A 20959-nucleotide genomic window follows, 5' to 3' on the forward strand; every position below is an offset into this window, starting at 1 on the left:
TAATCTAAAACAATGAAAGATATGAATAACTATAAAATCTATATGATCGCATTGGGATTGGCTGGCATGGGGTTAGCTTCATGTACCGCTGATTTCTTGGATGTAGAGTCGAAGGTAGAATCTACTACCGGTAATTTCTATCAGACGGAAAGTGATGCATATCGTGCCTTGATAGGATGCTATGACGGGTGGCAATGCACAAATTCCAATCCGGGCAATATCGGAGGCTTTTATATGGCATCGGAACTGATGGCGGACGAGTGTTTCGGAGGTACGGGTATTTCGGATGTGGGTAACTATCAAGTGGTAGACCGCTTCGACCAAGCCCAGTCGCCTTCTGAATTGAATATATTCGAACAGGATTGGATTTCGTATTATGCGGCGGTATACCGTTGCAATGAACTGATTGCGCACGAAGAGCAAATCGCTTGGAATAGTGAAGAGACAAGAGGCACTTACATGGGCGAGTGCCGTGCGCTCCGTGCCTTGTGTTATTTCGATATGGTCCGTTTGTGGGGGAATATTCCTTTGTTTACCGAGCCGGTGAATGAAAACCGTCCTCAGGTTGAGCCGGACGAAGTGTATAATGTCATTTTCAATGATTTGCTTTATGCTGCCGAAAACATTCCGGCTTCGGCTTATCCGAAGAGTGATGCGGCAAATAATGACGGGCATATCACGCAATATGCAGCCAAAGCCTTGTTGGCACGTGTGTATTTGTTCTATACCGGCTATTATGGAAAAGAACCGAGTGTGGAAGGCGTGACAAAAGCTTCTATATTGCAAGGTTTGGAAGATGTCATCGCTTCGGGTGAATATGCCTTGGTTCCGCAATTCAAGAACTTATGGCCCGCGGCTTCCACTTGGTGGGAAGGCAATGCCGCAAGCGGTTATACCCAGCAATCTACCTACGCCGGACGTGGAAATGAAGAAACGGTATTGGCTATGAAGTTTAATTATACTTCTGATTATAACGGCAATGCAGATGGAAACCGTTGGTTGGTCAATATGGGTATCCGTAGCATCAATGTCTATTGGACTCCTTATGGAAGAGGCTGGGGAGCTTGTACGGTCAATCCGAATATGTGGATGGCATACAATACAGGCGATACACGCCGCGAGGCTTCTATCATTAATCTGGTAAGTGAAGGAATAGCTGATGACCCGAATTACGAAAATGGTTATAAAGACCAGCGTGATTATACGGGATATACCGTTAAGAAATATACCACTCTCTCGAAATGGGAACAGAATGAATCAACCGGCGAATGGACTTTGACCGATGAGACTACCGGATTGGGTAGCGGTGGAGACTACATGATTTCCCAATATCAGGATTTTGTGGTGATGCGTTATGCCGATGTGTTGCTCATGGCGGCTGAATTGGGAAGCCCCAATGCACAGGAATACTTGAATCAAGTACGCCAACGTGCCTTTACCGAAGAAGATGAAGAAGGTAACTTGGTATTGTCTACGTATTACCGTCAGGTATCTGCAACTCAAGCTAATATTATGAACGAACGCAGACTGGAATTTGCTTTCGAAGGCCAGCGTTATTGGGATTTGCTTCGTCAAGGCGTGGATTATGCCGCTTCTCAGATTGCAGGAAACACTTCGGTAGAGAACGGAGGCAATCCGGGTACAGTAAGCATCACCGCTTCGAATATCACAAACAAGCAAGGTTTGTCTCAGATTCCGAACAATCAGATTACCTTGTCGAATGGTGTGTTGAAGCAAAATGCAGGTTGGTAATAACACTTAAAATCGAAACATTATGAATAAACTGATACATACATTACAAATGGCGTTGGTGGCATTGCTCGTAGGCATCGTGTCTGCCTGTACGCCTGATTCATACGATTTGGAAGCTCCAGATGTGGCTTCTGAAGACTTGGTAGAGGGCATTGCCTTCTCGATTACTCACGATTCGGAAAACCCGAATATCGTTTACTTAAAGAGCTTGATGCCTGCTAATTATCAAGTGTGCTGGGAACATCCCCAAGGACGCGCGCAAGGACCGGAAGTGACGTTGCAGATGCCTTTCGAGGGAGAATACGAAGTAAAATTCGGTGTTGAAACCCGTGGCGGTATTGTTTATGGCCCTACGGCTACATTTACCATTGATAGTTTCTATGCAGGTTTCGTAAATGATGACCTTTGGACTTATCTGACCGGTGGCGTAGACCAGGAGAAAGTATGGATATTTGATAACGGCGAATATGGTTTTGCCGCAGGTGAATTGACCTACGCCGACCCATCTGGAACGGTGACATGGAACAATTGGAGTGCCAACTGGGATCCGGGAGTAGGACATACCGGAGACGATGTGATTTGGGAAAGTACCATGACGTTTAATCTGAAAGGCGGGGCAAATGTAACGGTGTTCAATTCGTCTTCCAATGAGACACAGACCGGTACGTTCATGTTGAATACGGATACGCATACCATTACCTTTACCGATTGCGACTTGCTTCATACGCCGAGCTGGACCGACCGTGCGTCTAATTGGCGCAGGGATTTGCAATTATTGGAACTGGACGAGAACCATTTGCGTATTGGTGTGATGCGTGATAATAGCGAAGGTCCGTGGTGGTTGATTTGGAACTTTGTATCCAAGGAATTTGCCGATAATTACGTGCCCGAAGACCAACCCGATCCCGAACCCACATTGCCTGACGGTTGGCAGGATATGGTATCGGAAGTGGTAACGAGTGAAATCAAGTGGACCATGTCGCCCGATGTACCGTTCGACTGGGCAAATCTGGACGGAAGCCTGATGAACAACTTTACCGCAGGCAATTATCCCGACTGGGCTACGGTAGTAGACGGATTGGAAAACCTGAGCATGACCTTGAACTCGGCAGATATGACTTATACTTTCGAGATGCCGGATGGAACTTCTACTACAGGTACTTATACCTTGGATGAAGACGGTATTTATACCTTCGATGCAGGTGTTCCGACTTACCATATCGGCGGTGGAGACATCATGTTCGGCGCAACAGCAGAAAACCAGTTGCGTATCTTGAGCATCGAGACTGCAGGCGGTACCGTAATGGGTATGTGGCTGGGTCAGCGCAGCACCGAGAAAGACGAATATATAGCTTATCATTTCCTGCCCAATGCAGGTGGCGGAAGCAGCACTCCTGAAGCTACGGTGATTGCGGTAGACAATACGAAGATTGATTGGGGACACTTGGAAGAGACAAACAATAACTTCCGTGTGGAATTGTATAACCAATATGGTTCTACGGCATCTAATCAACCTTTCGATCCGAATGCAATCGTATTTGATTATTCAATGGACTTGACCTTTACGATTAGTGGTTTGACCGGTGCTGCCGCAACCAATTCATATACCGCTCAATTGATGTGTACGGCGAATGGCTGGTGGCCTACCGTAGGCGAAGGTGAGGGTATGACAACTATCCAAGGTGACGGTACATATACCATTCATTATAGTCCCTCGGCTGCTTATAATGGTGTAATCGTATTTTGCATCGACTTCTTGGAGATGTTCAGTGACATCGAGAATCCCGATGCCGTAACGGTTACGATTGATAATCTTTCTATTCTGTAATAGATAACGAAGAAACGCAGATTTTCGCAGATTCACGCAGATAAATAATTAAATTATAATCTGCGAAAATCCGCATTAATCTGCGTTTCTATAAAAACACATGATACAATGAAACACATTCAGATTTATTTGACTCTATTTTTCGCTTTCTTAGCAGGAACGGCGATGTTCGCTTCGTGCTCGGACGAGGAAGAAGGCGGGTTTTCGGGCGAAACGAAAATCTCTGCTACCGAACTGGCTTTCGCCAAATCAGGCGGAACGCAAACCTTGTCTATTGCATCTGGAACTGAACCTCAGGTGACAAGCAATCAAGACTGGTGTAATGTGGCTTTTGTAAATGTGACCCAACGAGGCACTTATACGTATGATATAACTGCCGAAGCCAATACGGAAACCGAAGACCGTACTGCAACGCTTTCGGTCACGGCTGGGAGTTTTTCGGCTTCGGTACAGGTGACCCAAACGGCTGGCGACGGTTTGATTGTGGCACAAAACTCTTACGAAATGCCTTCGGCAGGAGGTCCGTTGGAGGTGACATTGACCACAAACGGCGATTATTCGTACACGATAAATGATTCGTGGATAACGGAAGCCGAGGTGAACAAAGCCCGTGCGATGACGGAATATACCTTGCATTTCACGGTATCCGCCAACCACGGTGCGGAACGTACCGGGACAATCACTTTTACCTTAAATGACCTTTCGGAGACTGTATCCATTGTGCAGGAGGCAGGACAAGGAGGACAGGGCGTATCGGGTGAGACTCCGTATGAAATAGCAGCAAGTTTGGGCTTGGGATGGAACTTGGGAAACCAGTTGGATGCGCATAACAATGGGGTGGCTGAAGAAGGTTGGGGCAATGAACCGACCACTCAGGCTTTGTTTGACCGGGTTGCCGCAGCTGGATTTACTTCTGTACGTATTCCGGTTACTTGGTTGGGAAAGGTAGGCGCGGCTCCCGATTATACCATCGATGCCGATTACCTGAACCGGGTAGCGGAAGTGGTAGGCTATGCTGAAAATGCAGGTTTGAACGCGATTATCAACATCCACCACGACGGGGCGGATAGCCAGTATTGGCTGAATATCAAGAACGCCGCAGCCGATGAGACGGTAAATGAAGCCGTTAAAGCCCAACTGAAAGCGATGTGGACCCAAATAGCCGAACGCTTCCGCGATAAAGGAAACTTCTTGGTATTTGAAGCGATGAACGAAATCCACGATGGCGGATGGGGTTGGGGAGACAACCGTACCGATGGTGGTAAGCAATATGCTGTATTGAATGAATGGAACCAAGTATTTGTGGATGCTGTGCGCGCTACGGGCGGAAACAATACAGAGCGTTATTTGGGCGTGCCGGGTTATGTGACCAATATCGACCTGACGGTGGAGAATTTCGTATTGCCTACCGATGCGGTGCAGAACCGCCTGATGGTAGCCGTTCATTTCTACGACCCCAATGAGTTTGTGCTGGAAGCCACTGCATCCGAATGGGGGCATACCGGAGACCCGGCAAAGAAAGCTACGTGGGGAGATGAAGATAATGTGCGTACCCAGTTCGGGAAAATGAAGAGCGCGTTTATCGACAAAGGCATTCCGGCATATATCGGCGAAATGGGGTGTGTGCATCGGAACGATGCCCGTGCCGAATCATTCCGCTTATATTACTTAGAATATGTATGCAAAGCGGCAAAAGATTACGGCTTGCCTCCTTTCTATTGGGACAATGGAAGTTCTGGAAGCGGGGCGGAAACGTCTGGATTATTCAATCATGCAACGGGAGAAATGCTGAACAATGCCGAAGAAGTGATTGACGTGATGAAGCGAGGAATTTTTACGGAGGATGAATCGTACACATTGCAATCGGTCTATGACGGTGCGCCTCAATAACAATAGACAATTAATAGTGAATAGTTAATAATGAATAGTTAATAACGGTGGGCAGAGATATCTACCGTTATTAACTATTCATTATTAACTATTCACTATTCCAGTACCGGAACATTTATTTCTTCGTTATTTTCATTCCAGTCATCTATGGTGAAACTTCCTTCATCCTCTTCTTCCAGTATGTCTCCTATACTAAGGGAAAGGGTCAATTTGTTATTGGCTTCCAGTGGGGCATTCAGCTTTTGCTTGAATGTCTTTATTTGCCCGTTCTGAAGGGTAGCTAATACTTGCAGTTCAGGGATACCGAAAGAAGGGAATGTCATGACAATACCGTTGGTCATTTCTTTCCCATCGGTCGAACGTACCAGCGGAAATGCGATTGTACGGGAATTTCCTTCGGGTTGGGCAGTATAGAAATTCAACTTTTCCGCAATGTTTGTTACACGTATTTCAATATTGGTTATGCTATTGCTAAGTGCTTGACCGTCTTTCCCTTTTACTGATATTTTCAATCCAGATACGACCCGATGAAGAGCAGCGTCAAGGTCTTCTGTGCCGACGTTTACCGAACGGCGGGCATATACAAGGTCGAATGTGGGATAGTAAGTAGTGTCATTCGGATTCTTCAATAATGTGAAGTCTTGTGTGGCAAAATCGCCTCCGATGCTATAGCTCGGTTCTCTAACATTCGGATAGGCATAAATCGGTTCTGTGTATTGAGGGGTTCCCCAGTAAATCATGTCGTAAGTGCCTGCTGGCAAATTCAGTACCCGGTTGTTTTCATTCGGATATACTTCCCCGTCTTTTACGAAATAATAGCCGTAGAAAGGGGTTAGCTTTTGATTGACATAATTCCCGTAAAAAACGGAAGTACCTGTTGTACAAGGAGCGATGCTCAACACTCCGGTGAAAGGCTTATCTCCTTCACGGGTAGATACGTTCATGTATAAGGCTGGACTGATTAGGTTGGATGCCGTATCTTCGTGGATAGCTGGGGCTTCATCATCATGGCAACTTGTCATAAGTAAGGCAAATGCCGCTAAATAAATCAAATTTTTCATATTGTTGAGTTTTAAATAAATACATTCATACAACATACGGACAAGCGCTTTTGTTTTCGGATATAAGAAGAATTTTGAATGCAATTGGTTGAATTCCCTGTTTTAACCGTTTGGGATGGCTGATGCAGCCGGTTGCGTTTTATTTTTCAGAAGGAAAGATACAGATTCTGTTTGAAAAAAGGTGTGGATACTTGCTTTTTCTCTTTATTTTTGTTTCTTTTGTATTCGGAAAAATAACGCCTTTATCTCGGATAAGATGAAAAAACGGATTCTATTTGTTGTGATATTTTGCGTGACTTCGCTTCTTGCATTTGCGCATGATTATATGTTCCGCCATTTAGAGGTGGCGGACGGTCTTTCCAATAATACGGTTTATGCTATTTATAAAGATACGGACGGTTTTTTATGGTTTGGTACACGGAGTGGTCTGAACCGTTTTGACGGATATACGTTCAAAGTCTATCGCCATTTGGATAATGACCCTTATTCTTTACCGGATAATTGTGTGATAGGGATTCAAGAAACTCCAGAGGGGATGCTTTGGATAAAAATGGAGCGTTCGTTCGCTTTGTTTGATAAATCGGAAGGACGGTTTATCTCTGATTTGAAGGATTTTATGCAACGGTTGGGAAGCAATAGTGAAGTTCCGTCGAATATTTATGTAGACAAGCAGGGCTATACTTGGGTCTTTGTATCAGGTGAAGGGGTTTACCGTTATAAGAAAGATGAAAAAACGGTTTTGTTTTCTTTTCAGGAAACCCGCTTGCCGGTATCGGGGATTTGTGCGTTAGGCGAATGTCGTGAAGGGATTTTACTCTTGTATGACAATGGGCTATTAGTTTGTGTTGATTCTGAAAGTCTGGAGTTGAAATGGAAAAAAGAGGATATACCGTCCCAGCTCCCGAAAGGGAAATATGCCCAATTTCTGTTTTATACCGATGCCGATAATTGCATTTGGATTTATAGTGTGTTAGGGTTATGGATTTATGATGTCTCTTCCGGGCGTTGGCTGGAAGAAATGGCAAAACCTTGGCGTAACCAGCCTGATTTTGTACATTCTGTTTCACAAGACACACAAGGGCATATTTGGTTGGCAAAGGATTATAAAGGCATTGATGTATTCGATAAAAAAACGGGAGAAATCATAAGCCTGACCAGTGATGAGCAGGATGTGCGTAGCTTGTCGCATAATACGGTATATCATTTGTATGCTGACCGCAACGGTATTATGTGGGCGGGGACGTATAAAAAGGGTGTTTCCTATTATGGGGAAAGCATGTTCAAGTTCAATATGCAGGAACTGGGAGACATAACCTGCATTGAGCAGGAAGATGAATCCCGCTTGTGGTTGGGGACGAACGATAACGGATTGCTCTTATGGAATCTCCATACGGAGGAAGTGGAAAGCAATTATGCCGGTGCTTTGTCATCTAATCCGGTGGTGGCTTTATTGAAAGCGCGGGACGGGAAATTATGGATAGGCACATTTAATGGCGGTTTGTATTGTATGGACAAAGGGAGGCTTTCATGCTATACGGCGGCTTCGGATGGTTTGTTGAGTGATAACATTTGGGCTTTGGAGGAAGATAGCCAAGGGAATCTTTGGATTGGTTTTTTGGATGCTGGCATCCAGTGTTTTCATCCGCAAAAAGGTGTGTTGGATACTTTCAGGACATCCGATTCGGGTTTGCCGGATAAAATGGTTTCTTCGTTGTGTATGGCTCCCGACAATACTTTGGTGATTGGTACGGTAGGTTTGGCGTTCCTGGATTTGGCGGATAAACGGATTAGCGGATTAGATTCTGTAGAAAATAATTTCAGTGTGAATCAGGTCTATTGCGATAGCCGGGGGCTGATATGGATTGCTGCATTGGAAGGGTTGAAAATGTATGACAGGAAGCGTGGGGTGTTGAATGATTTTTCTCAGATAACTGGAGAAGAAGGCACCATGATATCGGGCATTACCGAGGACCTGGAACATAATCTATGGATTTCTTCTACCCGCCAGATGATTCATCTGAAGGTATCTCAAACACAAGACGGGGAATACGTATTCGATTCCCATATCTATAATGATAAAGACGGGCTTCAGAATTGTGATTTTAATTTGAGGTCCATTAAAACGCTGGATAACGGAATGGTAGTAGCTGGAGGGCTTTACGGGCTGAATCTGTTTAATCCGGATAAGATTCATTACAATCGGATATTGCCGAAAGTGTTGTTGGCGGATTTGTTTTTGTTGGGGAAGAAGGTGGAAGTTGGTGTTGAATATGACGGGAATATGATATTGGAGAAGGAATTGAACGAGACACGCAAGATAGAGTTAAGCCATAAACAGAATATTTTTACACTGGAATTGGCTACAGATAATTTCAGCTTGCCCGAAAAGACGCAATATGTGTACAAATTGGAAGGTACGGGCAATGATTGGCTGGCTTTGCCAGTAGGTATTCATCAGATTAATTTTACCAATCTTTCTCCGGGCATTTATGTCTTGCAAGTGAAGGCTATAAATAGCGATGGATATGAAGGAGAGGAAGTGACCCGTTTGAAGATTGTGGTTCATCCTCCGTTTTGGATGTCGTGGTGGGCTTATTTATGCTATACTTTTATTATAATATGTGTTTTGCTTTTTGCCCGCCGGATAATATTGAAACGTGAGCGTGAGAAATTTCAAATGCAACAAATCGAGCAGGAGGCGGAAAGAAAAGAGGAAATTAACCAAATGAAATTCCGTTTCTTCACCAATATCAGCCACGAGTTGCGCACGCCTTTGACGTTGATTATTGCTCCATTGGAAGAGTTGTTGAAGAAGCCGGAGAATGATGCGCAAAAGAATACGTTGCAATTGATGTACCGCAATGCGCAACGCTTGCTGATGTTGGTCAACCAGTTGCTTGATTTCCGGAAAGGGGAAATGAGCGGTCATCATTTATTCCTGTCCGAAGGAGATATTATTGCTTATATTCACGAAGTCTGCAATTCTTTCCTTCTGATGGCGGATAAGAAACACATTCAGTTCTCGTTCTTTTCGAGTGTGGAATCGTTTTCGATGGCTTTCGATGCCGATAAGATAGGGAAAGTGGTAATGAACTTGCTTTCCAATGCATTTAAGTTCACTCCAGAAGGAGGACGTGTGACCATTATGTTGGAATATATAGAAGGAGAGAAAGAGGCATTGGAAATCAAAGTGTCGGATACAGGTATCGGTATTCCAGATAGCGAAAAAGAACACATCTTCGACCGTTTTTATCAAACAGAGCATAAAGGCATGGAAGAAACGACGGGAAGCGGTATCGGATTGAGTTTGGTGCGTGATTTTGTCCGTTTGCATGAAGGAACGGTAGAGGTGTTCGACAATATCGGCACAGGGGCGGTATTTGTTGTGCATTTACCGGTGAAGCATGTGGATGTAAAGGCTGAATTGCCCAAACCTTCATTGATTCCGCAGGTTGAAGACGAGAATCAAGAAACGGATATAGAATCAACAGACCGAAGTAATTTCCCATTGGTATTGGTGGTAGATGATAACGAAGATTTCCGTTTATTCATGCGGCATAGCCTTGAATTGCAATATCGGGTATTGTTGGCTTCGAATGGAGAAGAAGCATGGGAAAAGGTACAAAACGAGCATCCTGATTTGGTCATTAGCGATGTGATGATGCCGGGTATGGACGGAAATGAATTGTGTAAATTAATAAAGGAAGATAAACAGACTGCATATATTCCGGTGATTTTGCTTACGGCGCGTCAAGCGGTAGAGTCGAAAGTGAAAGGGCTTCAGATTGGGGCAGATGATTATGTGACCAAGCCTTTTAATATGACCATACTTGTGCTCCGTATCCGTAAATTGATTGAATTGAGCCGGTATCGGCAAGCGACTCAAGCCACAATAGACCTTGCGCCAAGTGATATTGTCATTACTTCATTGGATGAGAAACTGATTGAAAAAGCCATTAAATATGTAGAGGATAATATTTCGCGAAGCGATTTATCGGTAGAAGAGTTGAGTCGTGCATTAGGTATGAGCCGTGTGCATTTATATAAGAAATTGTTGCAGATTACCGGTAAGAGTCCGATAGAGTTTATACGTGTCATTCGCTTGAAACGGGCAGCCCAATTGTTGCGCGAAAGCCAGTTGCATGTATCCGAAGTTGCATACGAAGTCGGGTTTAATAATCCGAAATATTTTAGCCGGCATTTTAAGGACGAGTTTGGTGTTTTACCCTCTGATTATCAGGAAAAAGAGGGAAAATAACAAATGATACCCAACCCGGAAACAAATGAAACATGAATGGATGAAATATTGTCCTTGTATAAAACATTTGGAATCATTATTTAAGAATGCAATGATTATCTTTGTAATCAAAGAATTTATTGTTTAACTTTAAACATCAGTTGGGTATATGATGAAAATGAAAAACATTTCTTATTGTCTGTTCGCCGGCTTGTTGCTTGGAGCTTGTTCCGGCGGTGTGTATGAAAAGACAGAGAATGGAGTAATTGTAAAAGTACAGCAAAAGGGAGATACGGGTGCGCGCCTGGTCCGTTTGCAGGTAATGGGCGAAAAGCTCATTCATGTCTCGGCAACTCCAGATAAGAAGTTTGCCGATCCGCAAAGTTTGATAATTGTTCCTAGGGCAGAACAAACACCGTTTACGGTGGCTCAGCAGGGCGATACCGTTACGGTGTCTACCGATGAGGTGCGTGCCTCGGTGTTGGCATCGACCGGCGAGGTATGGTTTACCGATGAAGACGGGAATCTGATTTTGCAAGAGAACAAAGGGGGAGGGAAGACCTTTACTCCGATAGAGGTGGAAGGCACACGGGGATATACCGTCCGCCAAGTGTTCGAGTCGCCCGATGATGAAGCGTTCTACGGCTTGGGGCAGCATCAGGCGGATGAGTTCAACTACAAAGGCAAGAACGAAGAGCTGTTCCAATATAATACAAAGGTGTCGGTTCCGTTCATCGTGTCGAACAAGAACTATGGCGTATTGTTGGATAGCTATTCATTATGCCGTTTCGGAAACCCGAACGATTATTCCCAGTTGGGCGAAGTGTTCAAGCTCTACGATAAGGACGGGAAAGAGGGAGCCATAACCGGAACGTATGTGCCTGCCGAAGGGTCGGGTGCCGAAACGTTGGTGCGCCGTGAAGACTCGCTCTATTTCGAGCATCTGGTGAGAGGCGACTTGGGGCATGTGGTGAACTTGCCCAAGGATTTCCCGTTCTATGGTTCGAAAGTGACGTATGAGGGAAGCATCGAGCCTTCGGAGAGCGGAGAGTTCAAGTTTATCCTTTATTATGCGGGATATACCAAGGTGTATATTAATAATGAGTTGGTGGTGCCCGAACGTTGGCGCACGGCATGGAACCCGAACAGCTACAAGTTCTCGGTGGACTTGGAAGCCGAGAAGCGTGTGCCGCTCAAGGTGGAATGGATTCCCGATGGAGGCGTATCTTATTCGGGACTCCGTGTACATCGTCCGGTAGACCCCGAGGAACAGGGCAAGCAATCGTGGTGGAGCGAAATGACCCGTCAATTGGATTATTACTTCATTGCGGGTGACGATATGGACGAGGTCATTAGCGGGTACCGCACCCTGACGGGCAAGTCTCCGATTATGCCGAAATGGGCGATGGGCTATTGGCAAAGCCGTGAGAAATACAACACGCAAGCCGAAATGTTGGGCGCATTGAAGGGATTCCGCGACCGGAGGATTCCGATAGACAACATCGTGCTCGACTGGAACCACTGGCCCGAAAACGCTTGGGGAAGCCACGAGTTCGACAAGGCACGTTTCCCTGACCCGCAAGCCATGGTAGACTCTATCCACGCTATGCACGGACGGATGATGATTTCGGTATGGCCGAAGTTCTATACCACGACCGAACATTTCAAGGAGTTTGACGAGAATGGTTGGATGTACCAGCAATCGGTAAAGGATAGCCTGAAGGACTGGGTAGGTCCGGGTTATACCTACGGATTCTATGACGCTTATAGTGCCGACGCACGGAAATTGTTCTGGAAACAGATGTACGAGCATTATTACCCGTTGGGCATCGACGCTTGGTGGATGGATGCCAGCGAGCCGAACGTGCGCGATTGTACCGACCTGCAATACCGCAAGGATTTGTGCGGACCTACGGCTTTGGGACCTTCCGCCGAGTTCTTCAACGCTTACGCCCTGATGAATGCCGACGCTATCTATAACGGCCAGCGCGGGGTGGACAACAACAAGCGTGTGTTCTTGCTGACCCGTTCGGGTTTTGCCGGATTGCAACGCTATTCCACCGCTACGTGGAGCGGGGATATCGCTACCCGTTGGGAAGACATGAAGGCGCAAATCTCCGCCGGGCTGAACTTTGCCGTGAGCGGCATTCCGTATTGGACCATGGACATCGGCGGCTTCTGCGTAGAGAACCGCTATGTGGCTGGCCAGAAGCAATGGAACGAGACGAAGACCGAGAACGCCGATTATAAGGAATGGCGTGAGCTGAATACCCGTTGGTTCCAGTTCGGCGCGTTCTGTCCGCTTTATCGGGCACACGGGCAATATCCGTTGCGCGAGCCGTGGGAAATCGCTCCCGAAGGGCATCCCGCATACAAGTCTATCGTGTATTACACCAAGTTGCGTTATAACATGATGCCGTATATCTATTCGTTGGCAGGTATGACTTGGTTCAAGGATTATACCCTCATGCGTCCGTTGGTGATGGACTTCACCGCCGATACGGACGTGAACAACATCAGTGACCAGTTTATGTTCGGTCCTGCCTTTATGGTATCTCCGGTATATGAATACGGTGCCCGCTCGCGTGAGGTCTATTTCCCGCAAGCCGAAGGCTGGTATGACTTCTATACCGGCAAGTTCCAAAAGGGCGGAGAGAAAGTGGAAGTGAAAGCGCCCTACGAACGTGTACCGCTCTATGTGCGTGCCGGTTCGATTGTGCCTTACGGAGAAGATATCCAATATACCGACGAGAAACCTGCCGACCACATCATCTTGTACGTATATCAAGGTGCGGACGGAGAGTTTACGCTTTACGAAGACGAGGGTGTGAACTACAATTACGAGCAAGGCAAGTATGCGATGATTCCGATGGAATACGATGAAGAAGAAAAGACTTTGACCATCGGCAAGCGTGAAGGCTCGTTCCCCGGCATGTTGGAGAAACGTACATTCACCGTGGTAAAAGTGAATCCCGATAAAGCCCAACCGTTCAACTTGAATGCCAAAGGCGTTGAAGTGGACTATACGGGTGAGGAAGTCTCGGTGAAATTGAATTAATCAAACGCAGAGACGCAAAGACGCAGAGAATATATTTTTAGAGGAGGCAAAAGAACACGGAGTCAAACGCCAACTCTTTTGCGCTCTTTGCTCTCTCAAAAATAAAATCTTTGCGCTTTTGCGTCTCTGCGTTTATTTTAAACATAAACAACCATGAAAAAATTAGCTTATTTGTTATGCGGAGTGTGTTGCCTGCTTTTGGCTTCGTGCGCCACATCTCCGGAGAATATCCGCGAACGAGTGGATTTCGGCGAGGGCTGGCGTTTCCAGTTGGGAGACGAGCCGCAAGCCATGAATGTCGCTTTTGCGGATGAAGACTGGAGGCTTCTGAATCTGCCCCATGATTGGGCGATAGAGGGAGACTTTAGTGAGGACAATCCATCGGGTACGGGCGGAGGCGCTTTGCCCGGAGGTATCGGATGGTATCGGAAGACATTCGTGCCCGAAAAAGCCGATGCGGGGAAGCAGTTCCGTATCGTGTTCGACGGGGTCTATATGAATTCGGAAGTGTTTCTCAACGGAGTGTCTTTGGGACATCGCCCGTATGGGTACATTACGTTCAGCTATGACCTGACCCCGCACCTGAAATGGGGCGAGGAGAATGTGATAGCCGTGCGGGTGGATAATTCCGAGCAACCCAACTCGCGCTGGTATTCGGGATGCGGCATTTACCGGAACGTGTGGCTGGTGAAGACCGGAGCGGTGCATGTAGCCGAATGGGGCACGTATGTCGTATCGGAGAATGTGAGCGACGCACAAGCCGATTTGAATATCCGTACCCGTGTGGCGAACGAATCGGACGCATCGGTTCAGGTGAAAGTGCGCTCTTTTTTGATAGATGCCGAGGGGCAAATCGTGGCAAGCGGAGAAACCGAATGTCCGGTAGAAGCCGGAAAAGAATCGGAAACATCCCAATCGCTACAGGTGGAGCAACCGGAATTGTGGAGCGTAGATACTCCTTATATCTATACGTTGCTGACCGAGGTGGTGCAAGACGGGAAAACCGTGGACCGGTATGAGACTCCGGTGGGAATCCGTTCGTTCTCGTTCGATGCCGAAAAAGGGTTTACCCTGAACGGGAAACCGATGAAGATAAACGGGGTATGTATGCACCACGATTTGGGATGCTTGGGAGCCGCGGTCAATGTGCGGGCTATCGAACGCCAACTGGAGATTTTAAAGGAAATGGGATGCAACGGCATCCGGTGTTCGCACAATCCTCCCGCACCCGAATTGCTCGACTTGTGCGACCGGATGGGATTCATCGTGATGGACGAATCCTTCGATATGTGGCGCAAGAAAAAGACTTCGCACGATTATGCTCGTTATTTTGATGAGTGGTACGAACGGGACTTGCGTGATTTCATCTTGCGCGACCGGAACCATCCTTCCATCTTTATTTGGAGTATCGGAAATGAGGTCTTGGAACAATGGAGCGATGCGAAAGCCGATACATTGAGCTTGGAAGAAGCCAATCTGATATTGAACTTCGGACATTCGGCGGATATGCTGGCAAAAGAGGGTGAAATGAGTGTGAACTCTCTCTTGACAAAAAGGTTAGCGGAATTGGTGAAAGAGCTTGACCCGACACGTCCCATCACAACCGGATGCAACGAACCGAACCCAGCTAATCACTTGTTTAAGTCGGGTGCGATGGACATTATCGGGTACAATTACCATAACGCGAACATCCCCGATGTGCCTAAGAATTTCCCCGGAAAGCCTTTCATCATTACCGAGAGCAATTCGGCACTCGCTACACGCGGGTATTACCGGATGCCGAGTGATAAGGTGACCATTTGCCCCGACCGTTGGGACAAGCCGTATACTGACCCTACTTTCGCTTGCTCTGCGTATGATAATTGCCACGTGCCTTGGGGCAATACGCACGAAGAAACCCTCAAGCTGATTCGGGACAATGCCTTTATCAGCGGGCAATACGTATGGACGGGATTCGATTACATCGGTGAGCCTACTCCCTACGGATGGCCCGCGCGGAGTTCGTATTTCGGTATCGTAGACCTTGCCGGATTCCCGAAGGACGCTTATTACCTCTATCAGGCGGAATGGTCGGACAAGACCGTGTTGCATCTTTTCCCGCACTGGAACTGGACACCGGGGCAGGACGTGGATATGTGGTGCTATTATAATCATGCCGATGAAGTGGAACTCTTCGTCAATGGCAAGTCGCAAGGAGTACGCTCGAAGACTCCCGATTGCCTTCATGCCGTATGGCGCGTGAAGTTCGAGCCGGGAAGCGTGAAGGTGGTAGCACGTAAAGGAGGGGAGACGGTAGGCGAGAAGGAAATCCGTACAGCCGGAGAACCCGCACAAATCCGTCTGACCCCCGACCGTGCCCAGTTGGATGCCGATGGCAAAGACCTGAGTTTCGTCACGGTAGAGATTGTGGATAAGGACGGAACGCTTTGCCCCAATGCCGATAATTTGGTGAATTTCCAAGTGGAAGGCAATGCGTTCATCGCCGGAGTGGATAACGGAAGCCCTATCTCGATGGAACGTTTCAAGGACAACAAGCGCAAAGCCTTCTACGGCAAGTGCTTAGTGGTATTGCAAAACACCGGAAAGCCCGGCGAAGCGAAACTCACCGCAACCTCCGAAGGCTTGTCTCAAGCTGAAATCTCCGTTGTTGCTGAGTGAATGTTTCACCCAATTAGTTGTAGGGGCGTATCGCATACGCCCGAATGCGCACACTTATCCACGTGGATGTTTTCAGGGCGTATGCAATACGCCCCTACATTGGTTTTTTGCGGGCTTTCATTAGAATAATTTTATAAATCTGTGTAATCTGTGGTGAAAAAATAAAACAACCATGAAAAAACAAGTATTGACTTATTGCGTGGGTGCGGCTCTGTCCGTGTCCGCTATATTCGCACAAGAAACGCTTCCGGTTTATCTGGACGATAGCCAGCCGATAGAAGCGCGCGTACAAGATGCCTTGAACCGGATGACGGTAGAGGAAAAAGTACGCCTGAGTTATGCGCAAGGAAAATTCTCCTCGCCCGGATGTCCGCGTTTGGGCATTCCCGAATTGTGGTATTCCGACGGTCCGCACGGTGTGCGTGCCGAAATCAATTGGAACGATTGGGGCTATGCCGGATGGACCAGCGATAGCTGTACCGCATTTCCCGCATTGACCTGCCTTGCCGCAACGTGGAATCTCGAATTATCGGGCAGATACGGAAAAGCATTGGGCGAAGAAGCCTTGTATCGCGGGAAAGATGTCCAGTTGGGTCCGGGCGTAAACATTTACCGTACGCCTCTTAATGGGCGCAATTTCGAGTACATGGGCGAAGACCCTTACTTGGCAGGGGAGATGTGCGTGCCTTATATCCAAGAGTTGCAAAAGAACGGTGTGGCGGCTTGCGTGAAGCATTATGCCCTGAATAACCAAGAATTGTGGCGCGGGCATATCGATGTGGAGGTGAGCGACCGTGCCTTGTACGAAATCTATCTGCCCGCGTTCCGTGCGGCGGTAGAGCGGGGTGGCGCGTGGAGCATCATGGGTGCTTACAATAAGGTGCGTGGTACGCACGCGGCGCATAGCAAACTCTTGAATAACGACATCTTGAAAGGCGAATGGAAGTTCGACGGGTGTGTGGTGACCGATTGGGGTGCGGCACACGATACGTACGAAGCCGCCATGTACGGTCTTGATCTCGAAATGGGTTCGTACACCAACGGATTGACTTCGGAATCGGAGTTCGGATATGATGATTATTACTTGGGCAAGGCTTATCTGAAGATGATTAAAGAAGGTAAGGTTCCCATGGAAGTGGTCAATGATAAGGCGGGACGGGTGCTTCGCCTGATATTCCGTACGGCGATGAACCGCAACAAGCCTTTCGGCTCTTTGACTTCTCCCGAACATTACCGCACGGCATACGATGTAGCGGTGGAAGGCACCGTGCTTCTGAAGAACGGAAACGGGAAGAAGCAACCGGGCTTGCTCCCGATAGCTCCCGATGCGTACAAGCATATTCTTGTGGTTGGCGATAACGCTACACGCAATTTGATGCAGGGAGGAGGCTCGTCGGAACTGAAAGTGAAAGATTTCATTTCTCCGTTGGAAGGCTTGCGGAAGAAGTACAGCAATGTGGTGTATGCGCAAGGATATAAGGCAGGGCGTCCGATGTATGGCAATGTGGATGAAATACCTCAGGCGGTGATGGACTCGTTGCGTGAGGATGCCGTGGCTAAAGCGAAAGAAGCTGATTTGGTTATCTACGTGGGCGGACTGAACAAGAACCACCAGCAGGATTGCGAAGCGGGCGACCGTCTTTCGTATAACCTGCCTTTCGGACAAGACGAGCTCATCCGTTCGTTGCTCGAAGTGAATAAGAATATGGTGGTGGTATTGGTCAGCGGAAATGCCGTGGCGATGCCTTGGCTGGACGAAGTGCCCTCGGTGGTGCAGACTTGGTATTTGGGTACTATCACCGGCAATGCCTTGGCGGATGTATTGAGCGGCGATGCCAATCCAAGCGGCAAGTTGCCTTTCTCTTATCCCGTGAAGTTAGCGGATTGCCCGGCACATGCGTTCGATGCGCTTTGCTATCCGGGCGATAGCATCAAGGAGGTGTATAAAGAAGATATCCTCGTGGGCTACCGTTGGTATGACACCAAGAAAATCAAGCCGATGTTCCCCTTCGGCTATGGCTTGAGCTATACCACGTTCGAATACGGAAAACCCGTGATTTCGGCTAAGACGATGAATCAAGACGGAACGCTTACGGTTTCGGTAAAAGTGAAGAATACCGGTAAGGCAGACGGAAAGGAAACGGTTCAGCTTTACATCGGTGATGAGAAATGCTCCGTGCTTCGTCCTGTAAAAGAATTGAAAGGTTTCCAAAAGATAGCCCTTCGTCCGGGCGAAGAGAAAGAAGTAACCTTTACCATTACCCCCGATGCCCTGAAATTCTTCGATGACAAGCGTCACGAATGGGTGGCTGAACCGGGCAAGTTCAAAGCATACATCGGCGCTTCTTCGGCGGATATCCGAGGAACGGTTGCATTCGAATTGTTTTAGATAATGAATCGTGAATAATAAGTGGAAGTATTTGGCATGATGAATTATTCATGATTTGAAATGTAAAAGATGTATTTTATGGTTTTCATCCCAAAACCGTACGGTTTCCGTACCAAGACCGTATAGTTTTGGGATGAAAACCATACGGTTTTGGTACGAAAACCATAACGAAAACCATACAAGGTAGAGATAATATATTAAGTATTCTTTATTTCTCATCTTCATTTATTTCGTTATCTTTGTGCGCTTATTCATAAAATGAACGAAAGAAATGGCAGAAACGAGAAGAACGACACGCGTCCCGAAGGTGGCGAAAGCTAAACCTGTGGATGAATACGGACATTTGCAACCGCAGGCTCCCGAATTGGAAGAAGCTGTACTGGGTGCATTGATGATAGAAAAGGATGCTTATTCGTTAGTGAGCGAAATACTTCGTCCTGAGTCTTTTTACGAACACCGGAATCAGTTGATTTATGCTGCAATAACCGATTTGGCTATTCAGCAGAAACCGATTGATATTTTGACCGTAACGGAACAATTACGTTCAAGAGGGGACTTGGAGGAAGTGGGTGGACCGTTCTACATCACTCAATTAAGCGGTAAGGTGGCTTCCTCTGCTCATATTGAATATCACGCCCGTATCATCGCTCAGAAGTTTTTGGCGCGTGAATTGATTTCGTTCACCAGTGTGATACAGACCAAAGCTTTCGATGAGACACAAGATGTGGATGATCTGATGCAGGAGGCGGAAGGTAAGCTTTTCGAAATTTCCCAGCAGAACATGAAGAAAGATTACACGCAGATTAATCCCGTCATTCAGGAGGCATACGAGATGCTTCAGAAAGCGGCGGCGCGTACCGACGGATTGAGCGGGCTTTCGAGCGGATTCCATCAATTAGATAAGATGACTTCGGGCTGGCAAAACTCTGACTTGATTATTATCGCCGCTCGTCCGGCAATGGGAAAGACGGCGTTTGTGCTTTCGATGGCGAAGAATATGGCGGTAAACAATAAGGTGCCTGTGGCTCTCTTTTCGCTTGAAATGAGCAACGTACAATTGGTGAATCGTTTGATAGTGAACGTGTGTGAGATTCCAGGCGAGAAAATTAAGAGCGGTCAGTTGGCTCCTTACGAGTGGGGACAACTCGATTATAAAATAAAGGAGCTTTACGATGCGCCGCTTTATGTGGATGATACGCCTTCGCTTTCGGTGTTCGAACTCCGTACGAAGGCACGCCGTTTAGTGCGTGAACACGATGTGAAAGTGATTATTATCGACTATCTTCAGTTGATGAATGCCAGTGGTATGTCGTACGGAAGCCGTCAGGAAGAGGTAAGTACCATTTCTCGTTCGTTGAAGGGATTGGCGAAGGAACTGAATATTCCTATTATCGCTTTGAGCCAGTTGAACCGTGGTGTGGAGAACCGTGAAGGTATTGATGGAAAGCGTCCCCAGCTGAGTGACTTGCGTGAGTCGGGTGCTATTGAGCAGGATGCCGATATGGTGTGTTTTATTCACCGTCCGGAATATTACAAGATTTATCAAGACGAGAAAGGGAATGACTTACATGGAATGGCGGAAATCATTATAGCCAAGCACCGTAATGGTGCGGTGGGTGATGTGCTTCTGCGTTTCCGTGCTGAGTTTGCCCGTTTTCAGAATCCTGATGACGATTTGATTGTGCCGATGCCGGGAGAAGAGAATGCCTCGCCAGTGCTTCGTTCAAAGATGAATAAGGGAGCAGGAAATGCAGGTTATGTACCGCCTACTTCAGTAGACATTCCTCCTCAAACGGAGAATCCTTTTGGAGCACCGATGCCTGACGTACCGTTTTAATGGTTTATATTTATGTGTAGCTGGTCCTTTCACGGGGAGGACTGCTCTCCTTACAGGTGAAAACTCCAGTCCTTGCTTGGAAGGATTACAGTTCTGATTATAGAGAATCGATGCTTGATTTATGGCTATGCAGATAATCGTTTGTTTGATTTTCGCATAAAATAGTGTTAAATCCTTTGATATATCTATTCTTATTCTTATATTCGCATCGACAATATTGTCGAACAAAATAGTCAATACAAATAAAAT

General features: G+C 46.9%; 9 protein-coding genes. 8 read left to right on the top strand and 1 reads right to left on the bottom strand.

Annotated features, from left to right (window positions below):
• Window positions 1-21 precede the first annotated feature (21 nt).
• From B5F91_RS01375 to B5F91_RS01385, 3 genes are all read left to right on the top strand, one after another.
• Window positions 22-1752 (top strand): RagB/SusD family nutrient uptake outer membrane protein, encoded by a 1731-nt coding sequence (locus B5F91_RS01375; protein WP_239416129.1) that lies wholly within the window; start codon window positions 22-24, stop codon window positions 1750-1752.
• A 22-nt stretch (window positions 1753-1774) separates the two neighbouring features.
• Window positions 1775-3580, top strand: a complete 1806-nt coding sequence (locus tag B5F91_RS01380; RefSeq protein ID WP_087427320.1) for a hypothetical protein — start codon at window positions 1775-1777, stop codon at window positions 3578-3580.
• Window positions 3581-3688: 108 nt separating this feature from the next.
• Window positions 3689-5470 carry a cellulase family glycosylhydrolase gene (locus tag B5F91_RS01385; protein ID WP_204244650.1) on the top strand — a complete coding sequence of 594 codons (1782 nt, stop codon included), beginning with the start codon at window positions 3689-3691 and terminating at the stop codon, window positions 5468-5470.
• A 95-nt stretch (window positions 5471-5565) separates the two neighbouring features.
• On the opposite strand, the gene B5F91_RS01390 is transcribed toward B5F91_RS01385, so the two are convergent.
• Window positions 5566-6531 (bottom strand): FimB/Mfa2 family fimbrial subunit, encoded by a 966-nt coding sequence (locus B5F91_RS01390; RefSeq protein ID WP_087427432.1) that lies wholly within the window; start codon window positions 6529-6531, stop codon window positions 5566-5568.
• Window positions 6532-6787: 256 nt separating this feature from the next.
• On the opposite strand from B5F91_RS01390, the gene B5F91_RS01395 reads away from it, so the two are divergent.
• The 5 genes from B5F91_RS01395 (at window position 6788) to dnaB (ending at window position 20710) form a co-directional block, all read left to right on the top strand.
• A complete protein-coding gene (locus B5F91_RS01395; RefSeq protein WP_087427321.1) occupies window positions 6788-10789 on the top strand; it encodes a hybrid sensor histidine kinase/response regulator transcription factor in 4002 nt (1333 codons plus the stop codon).
• A 151-nt stretch (window positions 10790-10940) separates the two neighbouring features.
• On the top strand, window positions 10941-13826 hold the full coding sequence (locus tag B5F91_RS01400; RefSeq protein ID WP_087427433.1) for a TIM-barrel domain-containing protein: 2886 nt from the start codon (window positions 10941-10943) through the stop codon (window positions 13824-13826).
• Window positions 13827-13979: 153 nt separating this feature from the next.
• Window positions 13980-16484: a glycoside hydrolase family 2 TIM barrel-domain containing protein gene (locus tag B5F91_RS01405; protein WP_087427322.1), complete on the top strand. Its 2505-nt coding sequence runs from the start codon at window positions 13980-13982 to the stop codon at window positions 16482-16484.
• A gap of 172 nt (window positions 16485-16656) precedes the next feature.
• Window positions 16657-18873: a glycoside hydrolase family 3 C-terminal domain-containing protein gene (locus tag B5F91_RS01410; RefSeq protein WP_087427323.1), complete on the top strand. Its 2217-nt coding sequence runs from the start codon at window positions 16657-16659 to the stop codon at window positions 18871-18873.
• A gap of 271 nt (window positions 18874-19144) precedes the next feature.
• Window positions 19145-20710: a replicative DNA helicase gene (gene dnaB, locus B5F91_RS01415; RefSeq protein WP_087427324.1), complete on the top strand. Its 1566-nt coding sequence runs from the start codon at window positions 19145-19147 to the stop codon at window positions 20708-20710.
• Window positions 20711-20959 lie beyond the last annotated feature (249 nt).

The organism is Bacteroides sp. An322 (assembly GCF_002161765.1).
GTDB lineage: Bacteria > Bacteroidota > Bacteroidia > Bacteroidales > Bacteroidaceae > Phocaeicola > Phocaeicola merdavium.

Bases quoted from the DNA above. Each gene is read 5' to 3' on its own strand.
- B5F91_RS01375 (WP_239416129.1), top strand. From the start codon at position 22: ATGAATAACTATAAAATCTATATGATCGCATTGGGATTGGCTGGCATG.
- B5F91_RS01380 (WP_087427320.1), top strand. From the start codon at position 1,775: ATGAATAAACTGATACATACATTACAAATGGCGTTGGTGGCATTGCTC.
- B5F91_RS01385 (WP_204244650.1), top strand. From the start codon at position 3,689: ATGAAACACATTCAGATTTATTTGACTCTATTTTTCGCTTTCTTAGCA.
- B5F91_RS01390 (WP_087427432.1), bottom strand. From the start codon at position 6,531: ATGAAAAATTTGATTTATTTAGCGGCATTTGCCTTACTTATGACAAGT.
- B5F91_RS01395 (WP_087427321.1), top strand. From the start codon at position 6,788: ATGAAAAAACGGATTCTATTTGTTGTGATATTTTGCGTGACTTCGCTT.
- B5F91_RS01400 (WP_087427433.1), top strand. From the start codon at position 10,941: ATGAAAATGAAAAACATTTCTTATTGTCTGTTCGCCGGCTTGTTGCTT.
- B5F91_RS01405 (WP_087427322.1), top strand. From the start codon at position 13,980: ATGAAAAAATTAGCTTATTTGTTATGCGGAGTGTGTTGCCTGCTTTTG.
- B5F91_RS01410 (WP_087427323.1), top strand. From the start codon at position 16,657: ATGAAAAAACAAGTATTGACTTATTGCGTGGGTGCGGCTCTGTCCGTG.
- dnaB (WP_087427324.1), top strand. From the start codon at position 19,145: ATGGCAGAAACGAGAAGAACGACACGCGTCCCGAAGGTGGCGAAAGCT.